Genomic DNA, 18703 nt, shown 5'->3' on the forward strand with positions numbered 1-18703 from the left:
TCCCGGAATTGCTCTAGTCAGCGCGTTTCTCCATAGCCTCGAGCGCATTGGCGAGACGCTGCTCCTCGCCGTAGTAGCGGGCACGATCCCAGAAATGCGGTCGGCCGATACCGGTTGAGACATGCTCGCCGATCAGACGGCCGTTCGCGTCTTCGCCCTTGATATTGTAGAGGACGATATCCTGGGTGATGATGACGTCACCTTCCATGCCGATCACCTCGGTGATGTGGGTGATGCGGCGCGAGCCGTCGCGCAGGCGGGCGGCCTGGATGATCACGTCGACCGAGCCGACGACGATTTCGCGCACTGTCTTCTGCGGCAGAGTGTAGCCGCCCATGGCGATCATCGATTCGATACGGTTCAGGCACTCGCGCGGGCTGTTGGAGTGGATCGTGCCCATCGAGCCGTCGTGGCCAGTGTTCATCGCCTGCAGGAGGTCGAACACTTCCGGTCCGCGCACCTCGCCGACGATGATCCGCTCAGGCCGCATGCGCAGGCAGTTCTTGACCAGGTCGCGCATGGTCACCTCGCCTTCGCCCTCGAGATTGGGCGGCCTGGTTTCGAGGCGGACCACGTGCGGCTGTTGCAGCTGCAGCTCGGCCGAGTCCTCGCAGGTGATGACGCGCTCCTCGCGATCGATGTAGTTGGTCAGGCAGTTGAGCAGCGTCGTCTTGCCCGAGCCGGTACCGCCCGAGATCACGACATTGCAGCGGACGCGGCCGATGATCTTGAGGATTTCCGCGCCTTGCGGCGAGATGGCGCCGAACTTGACCAGCTGGTCGAGCGTCAGTTTGTCCTTCTTGAACTTGCGGATGGTGAGCGCGGTGCCGTCGAGCGAAAGCGGCGGCGCGATCACGTTGACGCGCGAGCCGTCGGGAAGACGCGCGTCGCAGATCGGGCTCGATTCATCGACGCGGCGGCCGACCTGGCTGACGATGCGCTGGCAAATGTTGAGAAGCTGCTGGTTGTCGCGAAAGCGGATGCTGGTCTGTTCGACTTTGCCGTTGACCTCGATGTAGACGTTCTTGGAGCCGTTGACCATGATGTCGGCGATATCGTCTCGCGCGAGCAGCGGCTCCAGCGGCCCGTAGCCCAAAACGTCGTTGCAGATGTCCTCGAGCAATTCCTCCTGCTCGGAAATCGACATCGCGAAGTTCTTGATCGCGATGATGTCGTTGACGATGTCGCGGATTTCCTCGCGTGCGCTTTCGGGATCGAGCTTGGCGAGCTGCGACAGGTCGATCGTGTCGATCAGCGCGGAAAACACCTGGCTCTTGGTGTCGTAGTAGGTCTCGCTGCGCTCGCGCTGGCCCCTCCTTGGCGGTTCGGGCGGCGCCATCGGCGGCGCCTCGACAGGACGGCGCAGTGGCGGCGCGGCGGTCATGCTTGGCGCCGGCGCGGCCGGCCGCTCAGGCGCTATCGTCCCGGTGGCGCCGGGAGCAGCCGGAGCGGGTGCTGGCGGACGGAATTCGGGCGGTGCCCGGTTGCCGTCGTCGATGCCTCTTCTACCAAACATGATCGACTATCCGATGCCGCTCGATAAGCGTCACTTCTTGTTGCGCGAAAGCTTGCCGAGGATGGAGCTCAGGCCTGCCTTCTTCTTTGCCTTGATTTCGCTGCGCCCGGTCAGCACATGGGCGATCTCGTTGATGGTGGCGACGACCGGGCTCTTGGTGTCCATCTCGCCAAGCATGCGGCCGTTGTTGGCCGCATTGCCGAACAGCAGCGGCTCGAAATTGATCACCGCCATGGGTGTGATGCCGAGCGGCTCGGAAAAGTCCGAGGCTGCGATCTCCGGCCGTTTCGGCACCCCCGCCTGGTTGATGATGAGCTTCGGCGGCGGATCGTTGGGCCGCAGGCGCTTCAGCATGTCCACCATGTTCTTGGTGTTGCGCAGATTAGCGAGTTCGGGCGTTGCGGTGATGACGATCTCATCGGCCTTGATCAGCGTGCTCTTCGTCCACCCGCTCCAGAGGTGAGGGACGTCGAGCACAAGCAGAGGCGCGCTGCGCTGCGCCGTTTCGATGACCTGCGAGAAGGCGTCGGGGTCGAAATCGTAGACGCGTTCGAGCGTGGAGGGTGCGGCGAGCAGCGAGAGATGCTCGGCGCACTGCGCAAGCAGGCGGTCGAGGTAGACTTCGTCGACGCGCTCGGGCGAAAACACCGCCTCGGCGATGCCTTGCGCCGGATCCTGGTCGAAGTTGATGTTGGCGGTGCCGAAGGCGAGATCGAGATCGGCGACGACGACTTCGGACTTGAACAGCGACGACATCGCCCAGGCGACGTTGTGAGCGATGGTCGAGGAGCCGACGCCGCCCTTGGCGCCGATGAAGGCGATGGAGCGACCGATCGGATCGGATTCGGGATCGACAAAGATCGACGACACGACGCTGACGATGTCGGTCATCGACACTGGCGCGATGACATATTCGGAAATGCCGGAGCGGATGAGCTCGCGATAAAGCCCGACATCGTTGTAATGGCCGATGACCACCACCTTCGAGGACGGATCGCAATATTCCGCCAGGTGCGTAAGTTGCTCGAGTAGCTGTTTCGGCTCGCTGCGCGATTCCAGCAGGATCAGGTTGGGCGTCGGCGCCGACTGGTAGAATTCGATCGCGGTGGCGATGCCACCCATATGGACCTTGAGATGGGCCTTGGCCATGCGGCGATCCTCGCCGGCGCGCTCGATGGGATTGGCGACACCCTCGGTCTCGCAAAAGGCCTGGATCGAGATGCGCGGCACCGGGCGCAGCGCCTGCATGGCGGCAATGTCCTGCTGGGAGGCGTCGCCGATGTCCTCGGGCGTGTCGTAGGCAAGATTGCTCATCGTCATGCTCTTTCCGCCGTCTGGCGCGGCTCAGTACGTCACTTCCGAATTGCCAAGGAACTCGTCGGAGATACCCCTTGCTCGGTACTTGTCGATCACCGCGCCGCGGTTCTCGGCGTCGATGTCGGACTGCTTGCGCGGTCCGAGCAGGTCGTTGGGATTGGCCACCTGCGCCGCAAGGTTGTTCTGATAGGAGCAGCCGAAATCGGCGTAGTGCCGGTTTTCCGATGTCTGCACCAGATCCTCGGGCCACCGCCCGCATTTGTCGGTCTGGGCCCTCACCGCGACAAAGGCCACGCGCACCGGCGCCGAGGCCTCCGGAATGGCAGACTCGTAGGATGTCATGACGATCCGGTTGCGCTTCACGCCGGCAGCCATGGCAAGTCTGGCAAAATCGCGGCTGGCCGCCTGGGCGGCAAGCTGGTTGGCGGATCCGACCGGAGCCGCGATGGTCAGCGTCGGCGCGGCGCTCTTGTCGTAACCGTCGAGGAAGCCGAGCAGCGTGTCGCGCTGCGCTCCCGTCATGCCGCGATCGCCGGCGCCGACCGGAAGGTCGATCTTCTGGTTCTTCTCGGCAATGACGATCGGATGGGTTGTGCGGTAGTCGTCCGGGATTGCGCCCACGGTGACACTATCACGGTGCCAACTGGAGCAGCCGGCGAGTGACGTCGCAAGCGCGATCGCCAGGGCCGGAGCGGACCGACGGATGCCTTCACGACCCGATCCGGTCGCCGCGATCGTCATGGCCTTCGATGCTGACTGAGACATGTCCGCTTTCCCGTTCACTTGTAGATGAAGCCGACGACGCCGTGATAGCGGCCCGGCGGCCTGTCGGTCTGCATGGTGCCGTAGACGCGATTGACGCGGCCAAGGAACATGCCGGCGCCGTCGCTCGGCGGGTTGAAATTGTCGTCCGGCTTGGCCAGGTCGTTGCGCGCCACCGGCCGTGCCAGATAGGGCGTGATGATGATGACGAGCTCGCTCTCATTGCGCACGAAATCGCGACTGCGGAAGAGCGCGCCGAGCACGGGTATCTTGGTGAGCCCGGGCAATCCGTTGACAGCCTGCCTGACGTCGTCACGCACGAGGCCTGCGATCATCATCGAACCACCGGAAGGCAGTTCCACCGTCGTATCGGCCAGGCGCTTGCGTAACGACAAAGCGTTCATCCCGGGGCTCGTGACGCCGCTAGAGAAGGACGCCGAGCCCTCGGTCGTCGGCTCGGAGACGGCGGTCCTGACTTTCAGGCTGATGCGGCCGGGTGAGAGCACAACCGGTTGGAACTCGAGCCCGATGCCGTATTCGATCTTTTCGACCGAGAAGGTCTTCAGACCAGTCTGGTTGTCATTGGAGACGTTGGAGGAGACGCCCGTCACCATGTTGTATTCGCCGCCGACCTTGAAGGTCGCCTTCTCGCCGGACACAGCGGTGAGCGTGGGCTCCGCCAGCGTCTTCATGACGCCGGCCGATTCCATGGCATTGATATAGGCCTGGATCGAGGAGGTCCCGACATTGAAGCCTGAATTGGACAGCTGCTTGCCGAGGCCGGTGAAATTGTCGCTGATCGCGCCCCAGGAAATACCGTTGCTGCCGCCGCTGCCGATCATGTTGACGCCGAGCTGCTTCATCACCGAGCGGCTGACTTCGGCGACCGTCACCTTCAGTGTCACCTGATCGTCGCCGATGATCTGCAAGAGATTGACGATCTTGGAGACCCGGCGCTCCTGGTCGGGGTTGTTGATGTCGACGCCGCCATTGACCGATCCGCCGGCGGCGGTCTGCGAATATTGGCCGGTCGTGGCTTCACCGCCCGAGACGAAGATGGTCGCGAGGTCGACGGCGCGCTTGGCGTCGAGCGGCGTGTCCACATTGCCGGTGAGGATCACGTTGTCGTTCAGCAGCTCGACCTTGATCTCCGATGTCGGAAGGAAGCGCTTGAGATAGTCTTCCAGGCCCGCCACGTCGCGTTCCACTGCCAGGTCGAGGCTGGCGATCTGTTCGCCGTTGGGGCCGAAGACGAAGATGTTGGTCTCGCCGACCGCCTTGCCGAACAGATAGATGCGGCGCGCCGTGCGCGTAACCGCATCGGCGACCGCGGGATTGGCGACCAGGATGTCGTAGGCGTCGTTCGGCAAGTCGATGACCACCGACTTGTTCAGACCGAGCTTGACGCGCTGCGTGGCGACCGAGGCCGTCACGCCAGCCGCCCGGTTCGCGGCGTTCGCTTCGACAAGGCCGGGCGCGTTGGTGCTGAGCAGGAACAGGCCGATTGCCGCTGCCGCCATGGCGGGCAGTTTACCGTTTAGCCTCATTTCCTTGCTCCCACTTCGGAAACTTCGCCCGACTTGATCAATCGCACCGTGCCGCGCCGGCCGTTGCCGTTCACGAGATAGTCGGCCTCGCCCAGGTTCTTCTCGTTCGTGTCCGTGATCGGGCGTAGCGCCAGCGTCAGGCGGTCCGCCATCTGCTGCGCCACGGTGATGATCTCCGCCTGCTGCGGCGTCAGCTCCAGCGTCGCGGTCTGGCCGACCCTGGTCTTCTTGCCCTGCTCGTCCTCCTGGATGGTCTGGTCGATAGCCAGGACGCGGATGTTCTTGAGGATGGTCTCGGTGTTGAAGCCGCTGCCGCCGTTGCCGGTGTCTCCGCGGCGGGTCATGATGACGTCGACGAAATCATTGGGCAGGATGAAGCCGCCGGCCGACGTGTCAGCCGATATCGCCGTCGCCACGGCGCGCATGCCGGTCGGCAGGATCGACGACATGAAGCTCTGCCCTTCGCCGACCAGCTTGGAGCGCCGCAGCGGCTCCCCGGTATACATGGCCACGCGCGCCACCGAGCCTTTGAGCTTTTCCACCGCGTCGGGCTCGGCGGCACGGGTGATGAAATTGGCGTTGACGCCGTTAGACGGCCACTGCTCCCAGCTGATGTTGTTGCCGAGCTGGCTGCCCATCGCAACATCGCCGGACAGGACCAGCACGTCCTGTAGCGCTATCGCCGGCTCCTTGGGCGCGTCGGCCGCGACCTGGGCTGGCGGCGCCGTGACCATGTTCTTCGCGACATAACCCGCGCCACCCGCCGCTGCCACCGCCACGCCCAGAATAATCAATCGGGATGCTGGCATTTCGTCCGAACCCTTCGCCTCAAGGCAAACCACCTCGCCAGGCCGGACTTTGCAGCTGCAATCGTCAAAACAAGGTTAATGTAATGCTTACGATCGTGATTAATTTAAGGTTTACTCAAATTGGAAGGAACCGCTTGCCGTTAACGAAAAAGGCGGCCATGCCGCCTCGGGGAATCCGCTTTTCGTTGAAGAAACCTGCTAGGCGGTGAGCCTGTCCAATGCCCAGAGCATCAGAGGCGAATCCGGAAAGGTGATGAGCCCGCCGAGCCCAAGCGCGACGCCATAAGGAACACCTACCCGCTCGTCGGCGAAATGGCGCAGGAAGCGGTTGTGACCGGTATAAGCCGCAAGCGGCGATTTCCGGTAGACCAGAATGGCAATCGTCAGCAGACCACCGATCAATGTCGAGGTCACCAGATAGGCGACGAGGTTGATGTTCAGCCCCATCCAGACGGCCGTTGCCGCCAGAAGCTTGGCATCGCCCCCGCCCATGCCGCCGAGCGCAAACAGACCGAACGTCACCGCCAGCACCATGGCACCGGCCGCGAAATGCCAGCCATAGGTCGCCCAGTCCATTCCGGTCAACGGAGCTACCAGAGCAAACGTCGCCAGGAGCAGCACCGGCACCCGGTTGGCGATGGTCATCGAAAGCGTGTCCGAGATCGCGGCGAACAGCATGCAGAAAGGAAAGACGACGAAGATCACAGCTTCAAGCATCGACGCGGCGCCCGTGGAAAACTCTCGGCCTGCACCCTAGGCATATCCGATTAACGATTGATGAGACGGGACCACTCCTAATCGCCCGCATCATGTAAGAAGGGCCGCCAAAGGGCGGCCCTCTTTCCTAGACAATGATGTTTTCAGTCTATCACGGAGCCGTGCCAGTGTTAACGGCGCCGGCGATGGCGACGAACTTGGCGTTCAGGGCGCCACCGAGCTGGCTGGCGCCGACCATGATGGCGAGCGCGATGAGAGCGGCGATCAGACCGTACTCGATGGCAGTCGCGCCGGATTCGTCCTTTACGAAACGTGCGATGAGATTAGACATTCGAGAGCTCCTACTCCACGTGTTACAGCACTTCCGTCAACTTCTCTTCGCGGTTGATCGGATGCCCAGAATCTAGGGAGAAGCCCTTTCAATCGGCTTAATAAATACCCTTACCGATTCCTTTCCGGAGCCGAACCCGTTGCGTGGTTAACCGTGGCCTAAGCTTCGAAAAGCGGAGCGGCGGTGAGGAAAAAAGGCGGAGATCCGGCGTACCCGCTATATTACTAAAACAGCGCATGCCGCGGGGCATAGCCCTGGAGCGGGCCAATCCTTATCGCGGCCAGCCCGCGCTTAACCGTTGGTTCACCAATCTCGTTCATGTTCCGTTGAACAGTCCGCCCGGAGCGCCTCAATGACCTTGTCGAGATCGCCATTTCCAGCCGCCGTGCTGCTGGCAGTCGCCGCTTTCGTCGTGCCAGCCAAGGCCGGCGCGGGCATCGAGGTTACCATGAACCAGGCGAAGATCGTGAAACTGTCGCGCCCCGCCGACACGATCGTCGTCGGCAATCCGGCAATCGCCGACGCCTCCGTGCAGGATGCCTCGACGGTCGTTCTCACCGGCAAGGGGTTCGGCGTCACCAACCTGGTCGTGCTTGACTCGGACGGCAGCCCGATCATCGACGAGCAGGTGACGGTCGTCCGGCAAGCCGCGTCTTCGGTGCGCATCTACAGGCGCGCCGAAGTTCAGACCATGTCATGCACGCCCTATTGCGAAAGCTCGTACAAGAGCGAGGCCGAGAAAACTTCCGAAGCCGAAATGAACATCAGCCACTGAGGCTGCCACCGGCAACGCTTGGCGACGTTAATGGCAGGTTAAAGGTCACCCGGCGAATTTAACGCTCATCCAAACCGGACCTCAATGGGGTTTTGGCTATATCGGCGCCGACATTGCAAGGGATCGGCAGGAACGGGACATGAGCAGGGATCCGGCACCCGGGAACGGCATCAAGAGCAGGGCAAAGCCCCGGCATGGCTTTTTCAGCGACAAGCGCGGCAGCACCGCCATGGAATTCGCGCTGCTGGCCATGCCGTTCGCGCTGCTCGTCTTCGCCATCCTTGAAAGCTGCATCTCATTCGCCGGCCAGGAAGTGATGGCCAACATCACCGACGATGTCGCGCGCCAGCTCAGGACCGGGCAGCTCAAGAAGGCAGATGTCACGCAAGACTCGATCAAGCAGCTGATCTGCACGAAGATGTCGATCATCGTCACGAGCAACTGCTCCGACAACCTGCTGGTGGACCTGCGCGAATATCCGACCTTTGCCGACGCCGCCACGGCCGGCTTCAAGATCGTGAACGGCGACATCGTGCTGACGCAAGGCACGAACTCGACGACGTTCGGAGTATCTCCCGGCCTGGCGGAATCGAAGAACATGCTGCGGGTCTTCTACAAATGGCCGGTGATGACCGATTTCCTGGCCAAGCAGATGGCCAATCTGAACGACAGCAAGACGCTGCATTTCGCATCGGTGACCTGGCAGAACGAACCATTCGACGACTGAGATTGCAGCCGGCTGAGACCACGGCGGCGTTGGGGGTAAGATATGTATCGTGCGGGGGCACACCGGGGATTTTCGGCCATTGTGGCGGGGGCAAAGCGGTTTTGCAGCGACCGTCGCGGCGTCGCGGCAATCGAGTTCGCGTTCATCGTGCCGGTGCTCCTCATCCTGTATTTCATCACGATGGAAGCCTCGCAGGCAATCGAGACCAGCAAGAAGGTCAGCCGCATCGGCAGCATGGTGGCGGATCTCGTCACACAGCAGACGACGGTCAAGAAAGCCGATCTCGATGCGATCATGAAGATCGGTACTTCGACGCTGCAGCCCTACAACCGCTCCGCGCCGTCGATCATCATTACCGGGATCCAGATCACCGACGAGACAACGCCCAAGGTGCAGGTGGCCTGGTCGCGCAAGCTTGTGGGCACCACCTACAGCGCCGACGCGGCGACGGGCAGCACCACCACCGTGCCGTCGACGCTGAATATCCGCGGCACTTTCCTCGTCCGGGTGGAAAGCGATCTCGCCTATAAGCCGATCATCGCCTGGTCGGCCGACAATTCGAAGACGCTTGGATTGACCTCGGCCTTCAACAACATATCGATGGGCGAAACCTATTATTTGAGGCCTCGCCGCGGCCCCACGGTCCCTTGCAGCGACTGCTGAAAGCTATTCCTTGCCGGCCGATTGCCATCGCACGACGGCCAGGGCCGTCACGTAGTCTTTGGCTACGGCGAGCTCGAACCCACCGGAATGCCTCGATTCCAGAAGGTCGTAGACGTCCGGCGTCAGCGACTTGAGATTGGTCAGGAAAACAGTCAGCCGGCGCTTGGCTTCGGCATCGAGATCGCTGCGAACCGCATGAGGGCCATATCGCAGCGGACTCGAGGTCCATAACACCCGAAGCGATGTCTTAGGCATGCCGGCGGCCTCGAGCCGCATGATCGTACCGCCGGTATCGGTGGGCTGGCCATCGGCGCCAACGGGGTCCCAGCCGAACAGGCCATCGGCTTCGCCGTGGCCGAGCATCGCCTCGGCCGCGGTGGCCGAAGGGGCGCGCGCCAGGAAAGGTGAATCTTGCGCGATCTTCACGCCTTCGCCGGCGAGCCCGGTCAGCGGCAGCAGCGAACCGCCGACATTGTCGGCGGGCGCGATCGCGATCCGATGCGCGGCCATGGACGCGAGGTCCGGCACCTTGCCGTCGCGCGTCACCAGCACGGAACGGATGCCGACGGCCCCATCGGCATCGACAGGCGCCACCAGAGGCTCGACACAGCCGCAGCGCTCGGAGGCAGCGGCATAGGCGAGCGCCGAATAGACCGCATACTGGACGCGGCCGCTCGCCTGCGCCTCGATCAGCGCCGCATAGTCGCGGGCAACCACGAACTCCACCTTCATGCCGAGCGCGTTCGTGTAAGCATCCGTCAGGCGCGCCAGGCCGGGAACGGTATTGGCGTCTCCGGGTTCGGCGAGGATGCCTATGCGAAACGTGCCGATGTCGTCGCGCCAGTCGGCGCGCGCCGGCGAGGCGGCAGAAAACATCGCGAGAGCGGCCGCGCACGCCCTCAAAGCCCGGCCTGTCGCAGATCTTGCGCTCTTGCCCATCCTTGCCGCACTCCCGCCGACGCCGCGCCCGATCGCCGGACTATGGCGCCAAGCCGTGTGCGGTTTGGTTTCCGATTTGCCAACGCCGCCGGGGAACCTTATGTCTGGCTGCTCAGACTGGCAACGATGGCACCCTATGGCGCGGGCTTTCCTGTTCGTTCTCGATTCCTTCGGCATCGGCGGAGCGGCCGACGCCGAGCGCTACGGCGATGCCGGCGCCGACACGTTCGGGCATATCGCACGGGCCTGCGCCGAGGGCCGCGCGGATCGTCAAGGCTTGCGTCAGGGACCGCTCGCGGTGCCCAATATGGTGTCGCTCGGGCTTGCGCGGGCGGCACGGACGGCGACCGGGCTGAAGCTCGACGTCGACATGCCGTTGCTTGCCTCGTCCTTCCATGGCGCCGCCCAGGAGGTCTCGAGCGGCAAGGACACGCCGTCTGGCCACTGGGAAATCGCCGGCCTGCCGGTGCGTTTCGACTGGGGTTATTTTCCCGATACCGTGCCGGCCTTCCCGGCCGAGCTGACCGAGGCGATCATCCGCGAAGGCAAGGTGCCTGGCATCCTCGGCAATTGCCATGCGCCCGGAACCGGGATCATCGAGCGCTTCGGCGAGGAGCACATCCGCACCGGCAAGCCGATCTGCTATACATCGGTCGATTCCGTGCTGCAGATCGCCGCGCACGAGACGCATTTCGGCCTGGAAAGACTGTACGAGCTCTGCCTGACGGTGCGCCGGCTGGTCGATCCGCTCAAGATCGGGCGGGTGATCGCGCGGCCCTTCATAGGCGAGACGCCGGCCAGCTTCCAGCGCACGCACAACCGCCGCGACTATGCCGTGCCGCCGCCGGAGCCGACCCTCCTCGACCGGCTTACGGAGCGCGGCAGCAAGGTCATCGCCGTCGGCAAGATCGGCGATATCTTCGCCCATCGCGGCATCTCGGAAGTGCGCAAGGCAGGCGGCAACATGGCGATGTTCGACAAGGCGCTCGGCGCCATGAACGACACCGGCGACGGCGATCTGATCTTTGCCAATTTCGTCGATTTCGACACCGACTTCGGCCACCGGCGTGACGTCGCCGGCTATGCCGGAGCGCTCGAGGCCTTCGACCGCCGGCTGCCGGAGGCGCTGTCGCGCATCAGGCCGGGCGACCTGCTCATCCTCACAGCCGACCACGGCAATGATCCGACCTGGCGCGGCACCGACCATACGCGCGAACGCGTCCCGGTGATCGGCATCGCGCCGGGGCTGGAGGGCGGCGGCATCGGGCTGAGGCCGACCTTCGCCGACATCGGCGAAACCGTCGCGGATCATCTTGGCCTGGCGCCCGGCCGTCACGGGACATCCTTCCTCGCAACGATAGGCGGCCATGCCCGAACTGCCTGAAGTCGAAACCGTCCGGCGCGGACTGCAGCCGGTTCTGGAGGGAGCGCGGCTGGTCAAGGTCGAGGCGCGCAGGCCCGACCTTCGCTTTCCCTTTCCCGAGCGCTTTTCGGAGCGGCTGACCGGCAAGATCGTGACGGCGCTTGGCCGGCGCGCCAAATATCTGACAATGCATATCGAGGACGGCCCGGTGCTGATCTGTCATCTCGGCATGTCGGGATCGTTCCGGATCGAAACCGCCGGGAGCGGCGACATCCCCGGCAGCTTCCATCACGAGCGCTCGAAGAACGGCGCGCACGACCATGTCGTCTTCGATGTTCACTCGCCGAAGGGCGAGCGGTCGCGCGTCATCTTCAACGACCCGCGCCGTTTCGGCTTCATGCTGTTTGCCGAAGGGGCGCCGGACACACATCCGATGCTGGCGGGGCTCGGCATCGAGCCTACCGGCAATGCGCTTGACGGTCCGCTGCTCGCCTCTCTGCTCGAAGGCCGCAGGTCGCCGCTCAAGGCTGCCCTGCTCGACCAGCGGGTGATCGCCGGGCTCGGCAATATATATGTGTCGGAGGCGCTTTGGCGCGCCGGCCTGTCGCCGCTGCGCGCAGCAGGCACGCTCGCCGGTTCCGGCAAGAAGACAAAAGAGCAATGCGAACGCCTGGCCGAGGCGATCCGCTCGGTCATCGCCGATGCGATCGCCGCAGGCGGATCCTCGTTGCGCGACTATGTCCAGGCGGACGGGTCGCTTGGCTATTTCCAGCATTCCTTCGCGGTCTACGACCGCGAGGGAGAGCCCTGCCCGAAACCGGGCTGCAGCGGCCATATCAAGCGCATCGTGCAAAGCGGCCGCTCGACCTTCTATTGCCGGACCTGTCAGCGGTGAGCTAGACCGGTCTCGTCAATCGAAGCGAGGAGACGATGCCATGACCTATGAAACCATTCTCGTGGAGACGCGTGGCAAGGTCGGGCTGATCACGCTGAACCGGCCGAAGGCGCTCAATGCACTGAATTCGCAAGTGCTGGCCGAGATCGTGGCGGCGGTGAATGAATTCGGCGCCGACAACAACATCGGCGCAATGGTTCTCACAGGCTCTGAAAAAGCCTTCGCGGCCGGCGCCGACATCAAGGAAATGCAGGCCGTTTCCTTTGTGGACGCCTACACACAGGACTTCTTCGTCGGCTGGGAAGAATTCACCCGCGCACGCAAGCCCATCATCGCGGCGGTGGCCGGCTACGCGCTCGGCGGCGGCTGCGAGCTCGCCATGATGTGCGATTTCATCATCGCTGCCGACAATGCCAGATTCGGCCAACCCGAAATTACGCTCGGCGTCATGCCGGGCATGGGCGGATCGCAGCGGCTGACCCGTTTCGTCGGCAAGTCGAAAGCGATGGACATGTGCCTGACAGGACGGATGATGGACGCCGCCGAGGCCGAGCGCTGCGGACTGGTGTCGCGGGTGGTGCCGGCCGGCGAACTGGTCGAGGAAGCGCTGAAGGCGGCGGCGAAGATCGCCGAGTTTTCACTGCCGTCGGTGATGATGACCAAGGAAGCAGTCAACCGCTCTTATGAGACGACGCTTGCCGAAGGGCTGCGCTTCGAGCGCCGCCTGTTTCATTCGCTGTTCGCGCTCGACGACCAGAAGGAAGGCATGGCCGCCTTCGTCGAGAAGCGGAAGCCGAACTTCGCTAACCGCTGAAGCGCGTCGCGCGGAAAGGAGTGACGCCGGCAAAAACACCGCGAAGCAGCGTTGACGCGCCGGAAAAGCTGAACTATAAGCCGCACCAACCGAGGCGGCCTTGTGGCTGCCCGTTTGTTTTTTGCGCCCTGCGGCACCCCGCTGGCGCCCACCAGATCAGAAGAGAGGCATCATGGCCAATACGTCTTCGGCCAAAAAGGCAACGCGCAAGATCGCCCGCCGCGCGGCGATCAACAAGAACCGCCGGTCGCGCGTCCGCACCTATGTCCGCAAGGTCGAAGAGGCGCTTGCCGCCGGAGACAAGGCCGCGGCGCTGGAAGCCTTCAAGGTCGCGGAGCCGGAATTGATGCGCGCTGCCACCAAGGGCGTCATTCACAAGAACACGGCGTCCCGCAAGGTCTCGCGCCTCGCCCAGCGGGTCAAGGTGCTGTCGGCCTGACCGACTTCCATTTGGAACCGTTATCTTTGAACCCGGCCGCACAGGCCGGGTTTTTTCGTTTGCCGGCAAGTACTTAAAAAGAACGCCCGGATAACGATGCCCGGACCGGATTTCAAAGTTGCGAATGTTTTGCCGGCATATACATAACCGCTGATATCGGCGCCTACCGGATGCGGGCAATGTCTTAAATTAGCCTGCCACAAATTCCGTATACTTTTCAAAAGCTTACAGACGGTCATCCACAGCTTGTTCAACTCGCCGGGGAGCGGCGGGGGACAAGTAGCTGTCAAGAGAATTATTTCAGAAAATTTCGTAACGGGCGGCCTTTTTCATATTCGCCGGAAAAGGGTTTGAATCACAATGGCTTTGTCAAAACACGCACCGGCGATACCCACTTCGAACACGTCTCCGCTAACCAGATTCGTTAAAAATCGGTTAGACGTGGCCTTGCCCTATCCACAGCGATTTCGGTAATGTCCATCCATCGAAGGGACGGGCACTCGCCCTTGACCCAGCCTGAATCGGCCAGCAAAAAGTGGCGGAATTCATGACGTGGAGCAATTCCGCGCGTGGCTTGGTTTGTCTCTTCGGTGGGTAGGGGACTGGCGTAATTGTAACATAGCAGGTCAACGTCGCGCCGGCGTTTTCGCCGGAGGATGTTGTATTGCCCTGACGTGTTCAAGCCGGCTTGCGAGAGCCGGCATTGGTCCCTTGCGCATCGTTGCTACGATATCGCCGGCGGCGGCGATGGAGGCGCAGCGAAAAACGTCGCTGGACCCAGGGTGCAGGAGGCGCACTCCCGGCGAAAAAAGGGTACGAGAAGACAAGGAACGCGAACATGCAGAGCGGCATCGAACGGGAGATAGCGAGCGAACTCCCATTCCCTACAACTTTCGTCGGAGGGGACGATATGACGGCATCCAGCGTCGCTGAACAGAAGTTCGAGCGGGTCAAGGCCCAGCTGAAGGCGCGTCTGGGAGCCGAGGTCTATTCGAGCTGGTTCGGCCGCATGAAGGTTGCCGAGGCTTCGCGCGGCATTGTTCGTATCTCGGTGCCCACGGCCTTCCTGCGCTCGTGGATCAACGGCCACTATCTCGATCTTATCGCCGAACTGTGGAGGCATGAGGATCCCGATCTTCTCAAGATCGAGATCGTCGTGCGGACCGCGACGCGCCAAGGCCGCAACAATGTCGAGCCGGAGATCGCGCCGGCGCGCAAGATGACCAAGCAGACGCAGACCGCGCTCTCCGCCGGCACCGCGAGCGCCGCCCGCGTGGAACGTACGCCCGCGCCTCGCCAGGGCGCGCCGGTGGAGACCGAATTCCGGCACAATGTGCTGGGGTCGCCGCTCGACCCGCGCTACACTTTCGCCTCCTTCATCGAAGGGCCCTCGAACCGGGTGGCCTTCGCGGCGGCCAAGGCGGTGGCGGAATCGCAGTCGAGCGCGGTGCGCTTCAACCCGCTCTTCCTTCACGCGACCGTCGGGCTGGGCAAGACGCATCTTTTGCAGGCGATCGCGGCGGAATCGCTGCGCCACAATCCGAAGTCACGCGTCGTCTATCTGACGGCGGAATATTTCATGTGGCGCTTCGCCACTGCGATCCGCGACAACAATGCGCTCACCCTCAAGGAGCAGCTGCGCGACATCGACCTGCTGATCATCGACGACATGCAATTCCTGCAGGGCAAGTCGATCCAGCATGAGTTCTGCCACCTGATCAACATGCTGCTCGACAGCGCCAAGCAGGTGGTGGTGGCCGCCGACAGGCCGCCGTCGGAATTGGAATCGCTGGAGCCGCGCGTGCGCTCGCGCCTCAATGGCGGCGTGGCGCTCGAAATGTCGGCGCCGGACTTCGCCATGCGCCTCGGCATGCTGAAGCTGCGCCTTGCCACCGCCAAGATCGACGATGCCTCGCTCGAGATCTCAGACGAGATCCTCGATCACGTCGCCCGCACGGTGACGGGCAGCGGGCGCGAACTCGAAGGCGCCTTCAACCAGCTTCTGTTCCGCCAGTCCTTCGAGCCGCAGATCACCATCGACCGCATCGATGAGATCCTCGGCCACATCTACCGCTCGGGCGAGCCGAAGCGAGTGCGCATCGAGGACATCCAGCGCATCGTGGCGCGCCACTACAACGTATCGAAGACGGAGCTGCTCTCCAATCGGCGCACGCGCACCATCGTCAAGCCGCGGCAGGTGGCGATGTATCTGTCGAAGGTGATGACGCCGCGCTCGCTGCCGGAAATCGGGCGGCGTTTCGGCGGCCGCGACCACACGACGGTGCTGCACGCCGTGCGCAAGATCGAGGACCTTTCCGGTGCCGACAACACGCTGGCGCAGGAACTCGAGCTGCTCAGGAGGCTGATCAACGAGCAGGCCTGAGCAATCCGGCAACGCCAAAGCGCGTCGCGTCGGAACGGATTCGAGCGACGCGCTTTAAGTCTTGGTTTTCCGGGTCGTGTATACCGGGCCGGGCGCTTCGCCGGCTTTATCCCCAGAAAGCCCGCGCAACCGGCCGGAACCGGTGCCACGGGCTTGCGCTTGCAGGCTTTTTACTGTCAGCTTACACAGATTCTGAGCTTTTCGGAGCTACGCGGGATGCCGCTCCCCGGTGACCCGCTCATTCATTGAAGCGAGCCTGTTTCGTCATGCGTGTTATCCTGGAACGGTCCAACCTCCTGAAGTCCCTCAACCACGTTCACCGCGTGGTGGAGCGGCGCAACACTATACCGATCCTGTCGAATGTGCTGCTCAGCGCTGAAGGCGGCAGCCTCGAGATGAAAGCGACCGACCTCGACCTCGAAGTGACGGAGGCCACGCCCGCCAAGGTCGAGCGCGGCGGCGCCACGACGGTCCCGGCACATCTGCTCTACGACATCGTGCGCAAGCTCGCCGACGGCGCCGAGGTGATGCTGAAGACCGACGAGGACGGCAATGCGATGACGGTCACGTCGGGCCGCTCCAGCTTCCGCCTGCAGTGCCTGCCGCAGTCCGATTTCCCGGAGCTTTCGGCCGGTTCGTTCTCACACATCTTCCGGCTCGACTCGGTGGCGCTCAAAGGACTGATCGAGAAGACCCAGTTCGCGATCTCAACTGAAGAGACGCGCTACTATCTCAACGGCATTTTCCTGCACACGGTGGAAGTAGGCGGCAAGCTGAAACTGCGCTCGGTCGCCACCGACGGGCACCGCCTGGCGCGCGCCGAGATCGACGCGCCGGCAGGCTCCGAAGGCATGCCGGGCATCATCATTCCGCGCAAGACGGTGAGTGAGCTGCAAAAGCTGGTCGACGACCCGGACGTGGCGGTGACCACCGAACTGTCCGACACTAAGATCCGCTTCACCATCGGCAGTGTCATCCTGACCTCGAAGCTGATCGACGGCACCTTCCCCGACTATCAGCGGGTGATCCCGACCGGCAACGACAAGAAGCTGATCATCGACCGCCAGAGCTTCGCCGCCGCCGTCGACCGCGTCTCGACGATTTCGTCCGAGCGCGGCCGGGCGGTGAAAATGTCGATCAATGACGGCCAGCTCACGCTCGCCGTCAACAATCCGGATTCAGGCAGCGCCACCGAGGAGCTGGCGGCCGACTACTCGTCCGACCCGATCGAGATCGGCTTCAACGCCAAATATCTGCTCGATGTCGCGGCCCAGCTCACCGGCTCGGAGGCGAAGTTCATGCTGGCGGATGCCGGATCGCCGACGCTCATCCACGACATGGCCGACGAGACCGCGCTCTACGTACTGATGCCGATGCGGGTGTAGGCTTTGTCTCTTTGTTGACGCAATTCCGGACGGAAAACCGCTATGCACTTTTCCTGGAATTGCTCTAGCGGGCCTCACATGTCGCCGTGACCGAGGATAGCAAACAGCTTCGGCAGCAAAGCTATATAAGTAAGTTAACACTTACCAATTTCCGCAACTATGCGGGGCTTTTGCTTGAGCTCCAACCTGGTGCCGTGGTGCTGTCAGGCGACAATGGCGCCGGCAAGACCAATCTGCTTGAAGCCATCTCGCTGCTGACGCCGGGACGCGGGCTGCGCCGCGCACCCTATGCCGACGTGGCGCGCGAGGGCGGCGATGGCGGCTTTGCCTTGCATGCCCGGATCGAGGGGCCGGAAGGCCAGGTCGAAATCGGCACCGGCATCTCCGGCGGCGACGGTGCGGGAGAAGGCGGCAGACGCGTGCGCATCAACGGCGCGCCGGCGAAGTCGGCCGAGGATATGCTGGAATGGCTGAGGGTTGTCTGGCTGACGCCGGCAATGGACGGGCTGTTTCCAGGACCGGCCGCCGACCGCCGCCGCTTTCTCGACCGGCTTGTGCTGGCGATCGACCCCGGCCATGGGCAGCGGGCGCTGGATTATGAAAAGGCGATGCGCGGCCGTAACCGTTTGCTTACGGAAGGCTCGCGAGACAGCGGCTGGTTCGATGCGATCGAGACCCAAATGGCCGAAACCGGAGTGGCGATCGCCGCGGCGCGGGCGGAACTGGTGCGCCTGCTCGCCGCCATGATCGACAGGTTGCCCGGCAGCGGCCCGTTCCCGCAGGCCGACATCAGCCTCTCCGGCGAATTGGAGAGCGAGATCGCCGTCACGCCGGCGGTCGATGTCGAGGAGCGGTTCCGCGCGGCACTTGCCGATGGCCGCGAGCGCGACCGCGCCGCGGGCCGCACGCTGGATGGTCCGCACCGGTCGGACCTCGTGGTCCGCCACCGGCCGAAGTCGATGCCGGCCGAACTCTGCTCGACCGGCGAGCAGAAGGCGCTTCTGGTCGGCATCGTGCTGTCGCATGCGAGGCTGACCGGCGAGATGTCGGGGCTGACGCCGATCCTGCTGCTCGACGAGATCGCCGCGCACCTGGACAGCGGACGGCGCGCGGCGCTGTTCTCCATCCTCGAGGAACTGAACTGCCAGGCCTTCATGACCGGCACCGATGCGGCGCTGTTTTCCAGCCTAGCCGGACGCGCCCAGTTCCTGACGGTCGACCACGGGAGCGTCGGACCAACCGGCTAAACACTTGAAGGAGGCAACGGGCGCCAGCGCCTGCCCTTCGGGACAAGGCTTCGCCTTGCCCGTACTTTCCTGCG

General features: G+C 63.3%; 18 protein-coding genes. 10 read left to right on the top strand and 8 right to left on the bottom strand.

Going from position 1 to position 18703, the window contains the following annotated elements:
* Positions 1 to 13 precede the first annotated feature (13 nt).
* From RFN28_RS00290 to RFN28_RS00320, 7 genes are all read right to left on the bottom strand, one after another.
* Entirely contained in the window at positions 14 to 1516 is a 1503-nt protein-coding gene (locus tag RFN28_RS00290; protein WP_320285368.1) for a TadA family conjugal transfer-associated ATPase, read from the bottom strand.
* Positions 1517 to 1546: 30 nt separating this feature from the next.
* Positions 1547 to 2830: a CpaE/TadZ family protein gene (locus RFN28_RS00295; protein WP_320285637.1), complete on the bottom strand. Its 1284-nt coding sequence runs from the start codon at positions 2828 to 2830 to the stop codon at positions 1547 to 1549.
* 30 nt (positions 2831 to 2860) lie between these two features.
* Positions 2861 to 3598, bottom strand: coding sequence for a CpaD family pilus assembly protein (locus RFN28_RS00300; RefSeq protein WP_320285369.1), 738 nt, complete (start codon positions 3596 to 3598; stop codon positions 2861 to 2863).
* Positions 3599 to 3612: 14 nt separating this feature from the next.
* Complete coding sequence (locus RFN28_RS00305) at positions 3613 to 5142, bottom strand: type II and III secretion system protein family protein (RefSeq protein ID WP_320285370.1); 1530 nt, start codon at positions 5140 to 5142, stop codon at positions 3613 to 3615.
* Positions 5139 to 5951 carry a Flp pilus assembly protein CpaB gene (gene cpaB / locus RFN28_RS00310; RefSeq protein WP_320285371.1) on the bottom strand — a complete coding sequence of 271 codons (813 nt, stop codon included), beginning with the start codon at positions 5949 to 5951 and terminating at the stop codon, positions 5139 to 5141. Before cpaB ends, RFN28_RS00305 begins: the two co-directional genes overlap by 4 nt.
* Positions 5952 to 6149: 198 nt before the next feature.
* Positions 6150 to 6668 carry an A24 family peptidase gene (locus RFN28_RS00315; RefSeq protein WP_320285372.1) on the bottom strand — a complete coding sequence of 173 codons (519 nt, stop codon included), beginning with the start codon at positions 6666 to 6668 and terminating at the stop codon, positions 6150 to 6152.
* Positions 6669 to 6819: 151 nt separating this feature from the next.
* The gene (locus RFN28_RS00320) at positions 6820 to 6999 is read right to left on the bottom strand and encodes a Flp family type IVb pilin (RefSeq protein WP_040973431.1); all 180 of its coding nucleotides are present in this window, start codon (positions 6997 to 6999) and stop codon (positions 6820 to 6822) included.
* A 352-nt stretch (positions 7000 to 7351) separates the two neighbouring features.
* Here RFN28_RS00320 and RFN28_RS00325 point away from each other — a divergent pair, with 352 nt between their 5' ends.
* The 3 genes from RFN28_RS00325 (at position 7352) to RFN28_RS00335 (ending at position 9164) form a co-directional block, all read left to right on the top strand.
* Positions 7352 to 7774: a pilus assembly protein N-terminal domain-containing protein gene (locus RFN28_RS00325; RefSeq protein WP_320285373.1), complete on the top strand. Its 423-nt coding sequence runs from the start codon at positions 7352 to 7354 to the stop codon at positions 7772 to 7774.
* A 139-nt stretch (positions 7775 to 7913) separates the two neighbouring features.
* Positions 7914 to 8501: a TadE/TadG family type IV pilus assembly protein gene (locus RFN28_RS00330; RefSeq protein ID WP_320285374.1), complete on the top strand. Its 588-nt coding sequence runs from the start codon at positions 7914 to 7916 to the stop codon at positions 8499 to 8501.
* A 42-nt stretch (positions 8502 to 8543) separates the two neighbouring features.
* Positions 8544 to 9164 (top strand): TadE/TadG family type IV pilus assembly protein, encoded by a 621-nt coding sequence (locus RFN28_RS00335; protein ID WP_320285375.1) that lies wholly within the window; start codon positions 8544 to 8546, stop codon positions 9162 to 9164.
* A 3-nt stretch (positions 9165 to 9167) separates the two neighbouring features.
* Here the strand turns inward: RFN28_RS00335 and RFN28_RS00340 are convergent, their stop codons facing one another.
* Entirely contained in the window at positions 9168 to 10040 is an 873-nt protein-coding gene (locus RFN28_RS00340; RefSeq protein WP_320285376.1) for a phosphate/phosphite/phosphonate ABC transporter substrate-binding protein, read from the bottom strand.
* Positions 10041 to 10239: 199 nt separating this feature from the next.
* Here RFN28_RS00340 and RFN28_RS00345 point away from each other — a divergent pair, with 199 nt between their 5' ends.
* The 7 genes from RFN28_RS00345 to recF all read left to right on the top strand — a co-directional run bounded on the left by RFN28_RS00345 (position 10240) and on the right by recF (position 18629).
* Entirely contained in the window at positions 10240 to 11487 is a 1248-nt protein-coding gene (locus tag RFN28_RS00345) for a phosphopentomutase (protein ID WP_320285377.1), read from the top strand.
* Positions 11471 to 12361 carry a bifunctional DNA-formamidopyrimidine glycosylase/DNA-(apurinic or apyrimidinic site) lyase gene (mutM, locus tag RFN28_RS00350; RefSeq protein WP_320285378.1) on the top strand — a complete coding sequence of 297 codons (891 nt, stop codon included), beginning with the start codon at positions 11471 to 11473 and terminating at the stop codon, positions 12359 to 12361. The genes RFN28_RS00345 and mutM overlap by 17 nt, the downstream gene beginning before the upstream one ends.
* A 40-nt stretch (positions 12362 to 12401) precedes the next feature.
* On the top strand, positions 12402 to 13175 hold the full coding sequence (locus RFN28_RS00355; protein ID WP_320285379.1) for an enoyl-CoA hydratase: 774 nt from the start codon (positions 12402 to 12404) through the stop codon (positions 13173 to 13175).
* Positions 13176 to 13347: 172 nt separating this feature from the next.
* The gene (gene rpsT / locus RFN28_RS00360) at positions 13348 to 13614 is read left to right on the top strand and encodes a 30S ribosomal protein S20 (RefSeq protein ID WP_320285380.1); all 267 of its coding nucleotides are present in this window, start codon (positions 13348 to 13350) and stop codon (positions 13612 to 13614) included.
* A gap of 910 nt (positions 13615 to 14524) precedes the next feature.
* Positions 14525 to 15997, top strand: coding sequence for a chromosomal replication initiator protein DnaA (gene dnaA, locus RFN28_RS00365; RefSeq protein ID WP_320285381.1), 1473 nt, complete (start codon positions 14525 to 14527; stop codon positions 15995 to 15997).
* 266 nt (positions 15998 to 16263) lie between these two features.
* On the top strand, positions 16264 to 17382 hold the full coding sequence (dnaN, locus tag RFN28_RS00370; RefSeq protein ID WP_320285382.1) for a DNA polymerase III subunit beta: 1119 nt from the start codon (positions 16264 to 16266) through the stop codon (positions 17380 to 17382).
* 86 nt (positions 17383 to 17468) lie between these two features.
* On the top strand, positions 17469 to 18629 hold the full coding sequence (gene recF, locus RFN28_RS00375) for a DNA replication/repair protein RecF (protein ID WP_320285383.1): 1161 nt from the start codon (positions 17469 to 17471) through the stop codon (positions 18627 to 18629).
* Positions 18630 to 18703 lie beyond the last annotated feature (74 nt).

The sequence above is a fragment of the Mesorhizobium album genome (assembly GCF_033977205.1).
In the GTDB taxonomy this organism is placed as follows: domain Bacteria; phylum Pseudomonadota; class Alphaproteobacteria; order Rhizobiales; family Rhizobiaceae; genus Mesorhizobium; species Mesorhizobium album.

Excerpts from the sequence above, each read along its gene's own strand:
- RFN28_RS00335 (WP_320285375.1), top strand. The coding sequence starts at position 8,544 with ATGTATCGTGCGGGGGCACACCGGGGATTTTCGGCCATTGTGGCGGGG.
- RFN28_RS00305 (WP_320285370.1), bottom strand. The coding sequence starts at position 5,142 with ATGAGGCTAAACGGTAAACTGCCCGCCATGGCGGCAGCGGCAATCGGC.
- rpsT (WP_320285380.1), top strand. The coding sequence starts at position 13,348 with ATGGCCAATACGTCTTCGGCCAAAAAGGCAACGCGCAAGATCGCCCGC.
- RFN28_RS00290 (WP_320285368.1), bottom strand. The coding sequence starts at position 1,516 with ATGTTTGGTAGAAGAGGCATCGACGACGGCAACCGGGCACCGCCCGAA.
- RFN28_RS00315 (WP_320285372.1), bottom strand. The coding sequence starts at position 6,668 with ATGCTTGAAGCTGTGATCTTCGTCGTCTTTCCTTTCTGCATGCTGTTC.
- cpaB (WP_320285371.1), bottom strand. The coding sequence starts at position 5,951 with ATGCCAGCATCCCGATTGATTATTCTGGGCGTGGCGGTGGCAGCGGCG.
- RFN28_RS00345 (WP_320285377.1), top strand. The coding sequence starts at position 10,240 with ATGGCGCGGGCTTTCCTGTTCGTTCTCGATTCCTTCGGCATCGGCGGA.
- mutM (WP_320285378.1), top strand. The coding sequence starts at position 11,471 with ATGCCCGAACTGCCTGAAGTCGAAACCGTCCGGCGCGGACTGCAGCCG.
- RFN28_RS00295 (WP_320285637.1), bottom strand. The coding sequence starts at position 2,830 with ATGAGCAATCTTGCCTACGACACGCCCGAGGACATCGGCGACGCCTCC.
- RFN28_RS00355 (WP_320285379.1), top strand. The coding sequence starts at position 12,402 with ATGACCTATGAAACCATTCTCGTGGAGACGCGTGGCAAGGTCGGGCTG.
- dnaA (WP_320285381.1), top strand. The coding sequence starts at position 14,525 with ATGACGGCATCCAGCGTCGCTGAACAGAAGTTCGAGCGGGTCAAGGCC.
- RFN28_RS00340 (WP_320285376.1), bottom strand. The coding sequence starts at position 10,040 with ATGTTTTCTGCCGCCTCGCCGGCGCGCGCCGACTGGCGCGACGACATC.
- RFN28_RS00325 (WP_320285373.1), top strand. The coding sequence starts at position 7,352 with ATGACCTTGTCGAGATCGCCATTTCCAGCCGCCGTGCTGCTGGCAGTC.
- RFN28_RS00330 (WP_320285374.1), top strand. The coding sequence starts at position 7,914 with ATGAGCAGGGATCCGGCACCCGGGAACGGCATCAAGAGCAGGGCAAAG.
- RFN28_RS00320 (WP_040973431.1), bottom strand. The coding sequence starts at position 6,999 with ATGTCTAATCTCATCGCACGTTTCGTAAAGGACGAATCCGGCGCGACT.
- dnaN (WP_320285382.1), top strand. The coding sequence starts at position 16,264 with ATGCGTGTTATCCTGGAACGGTCCAACCTCCTGAAGTCCCTCAACCAC.
- RFN28_RS00300 (WP_320285369.1), bottom strand. The coding sequence starts at position 3,598 with ATGTCTCAGTCAGCATCGAAGGCCATGACGATCGCGGCGACCGGATCG.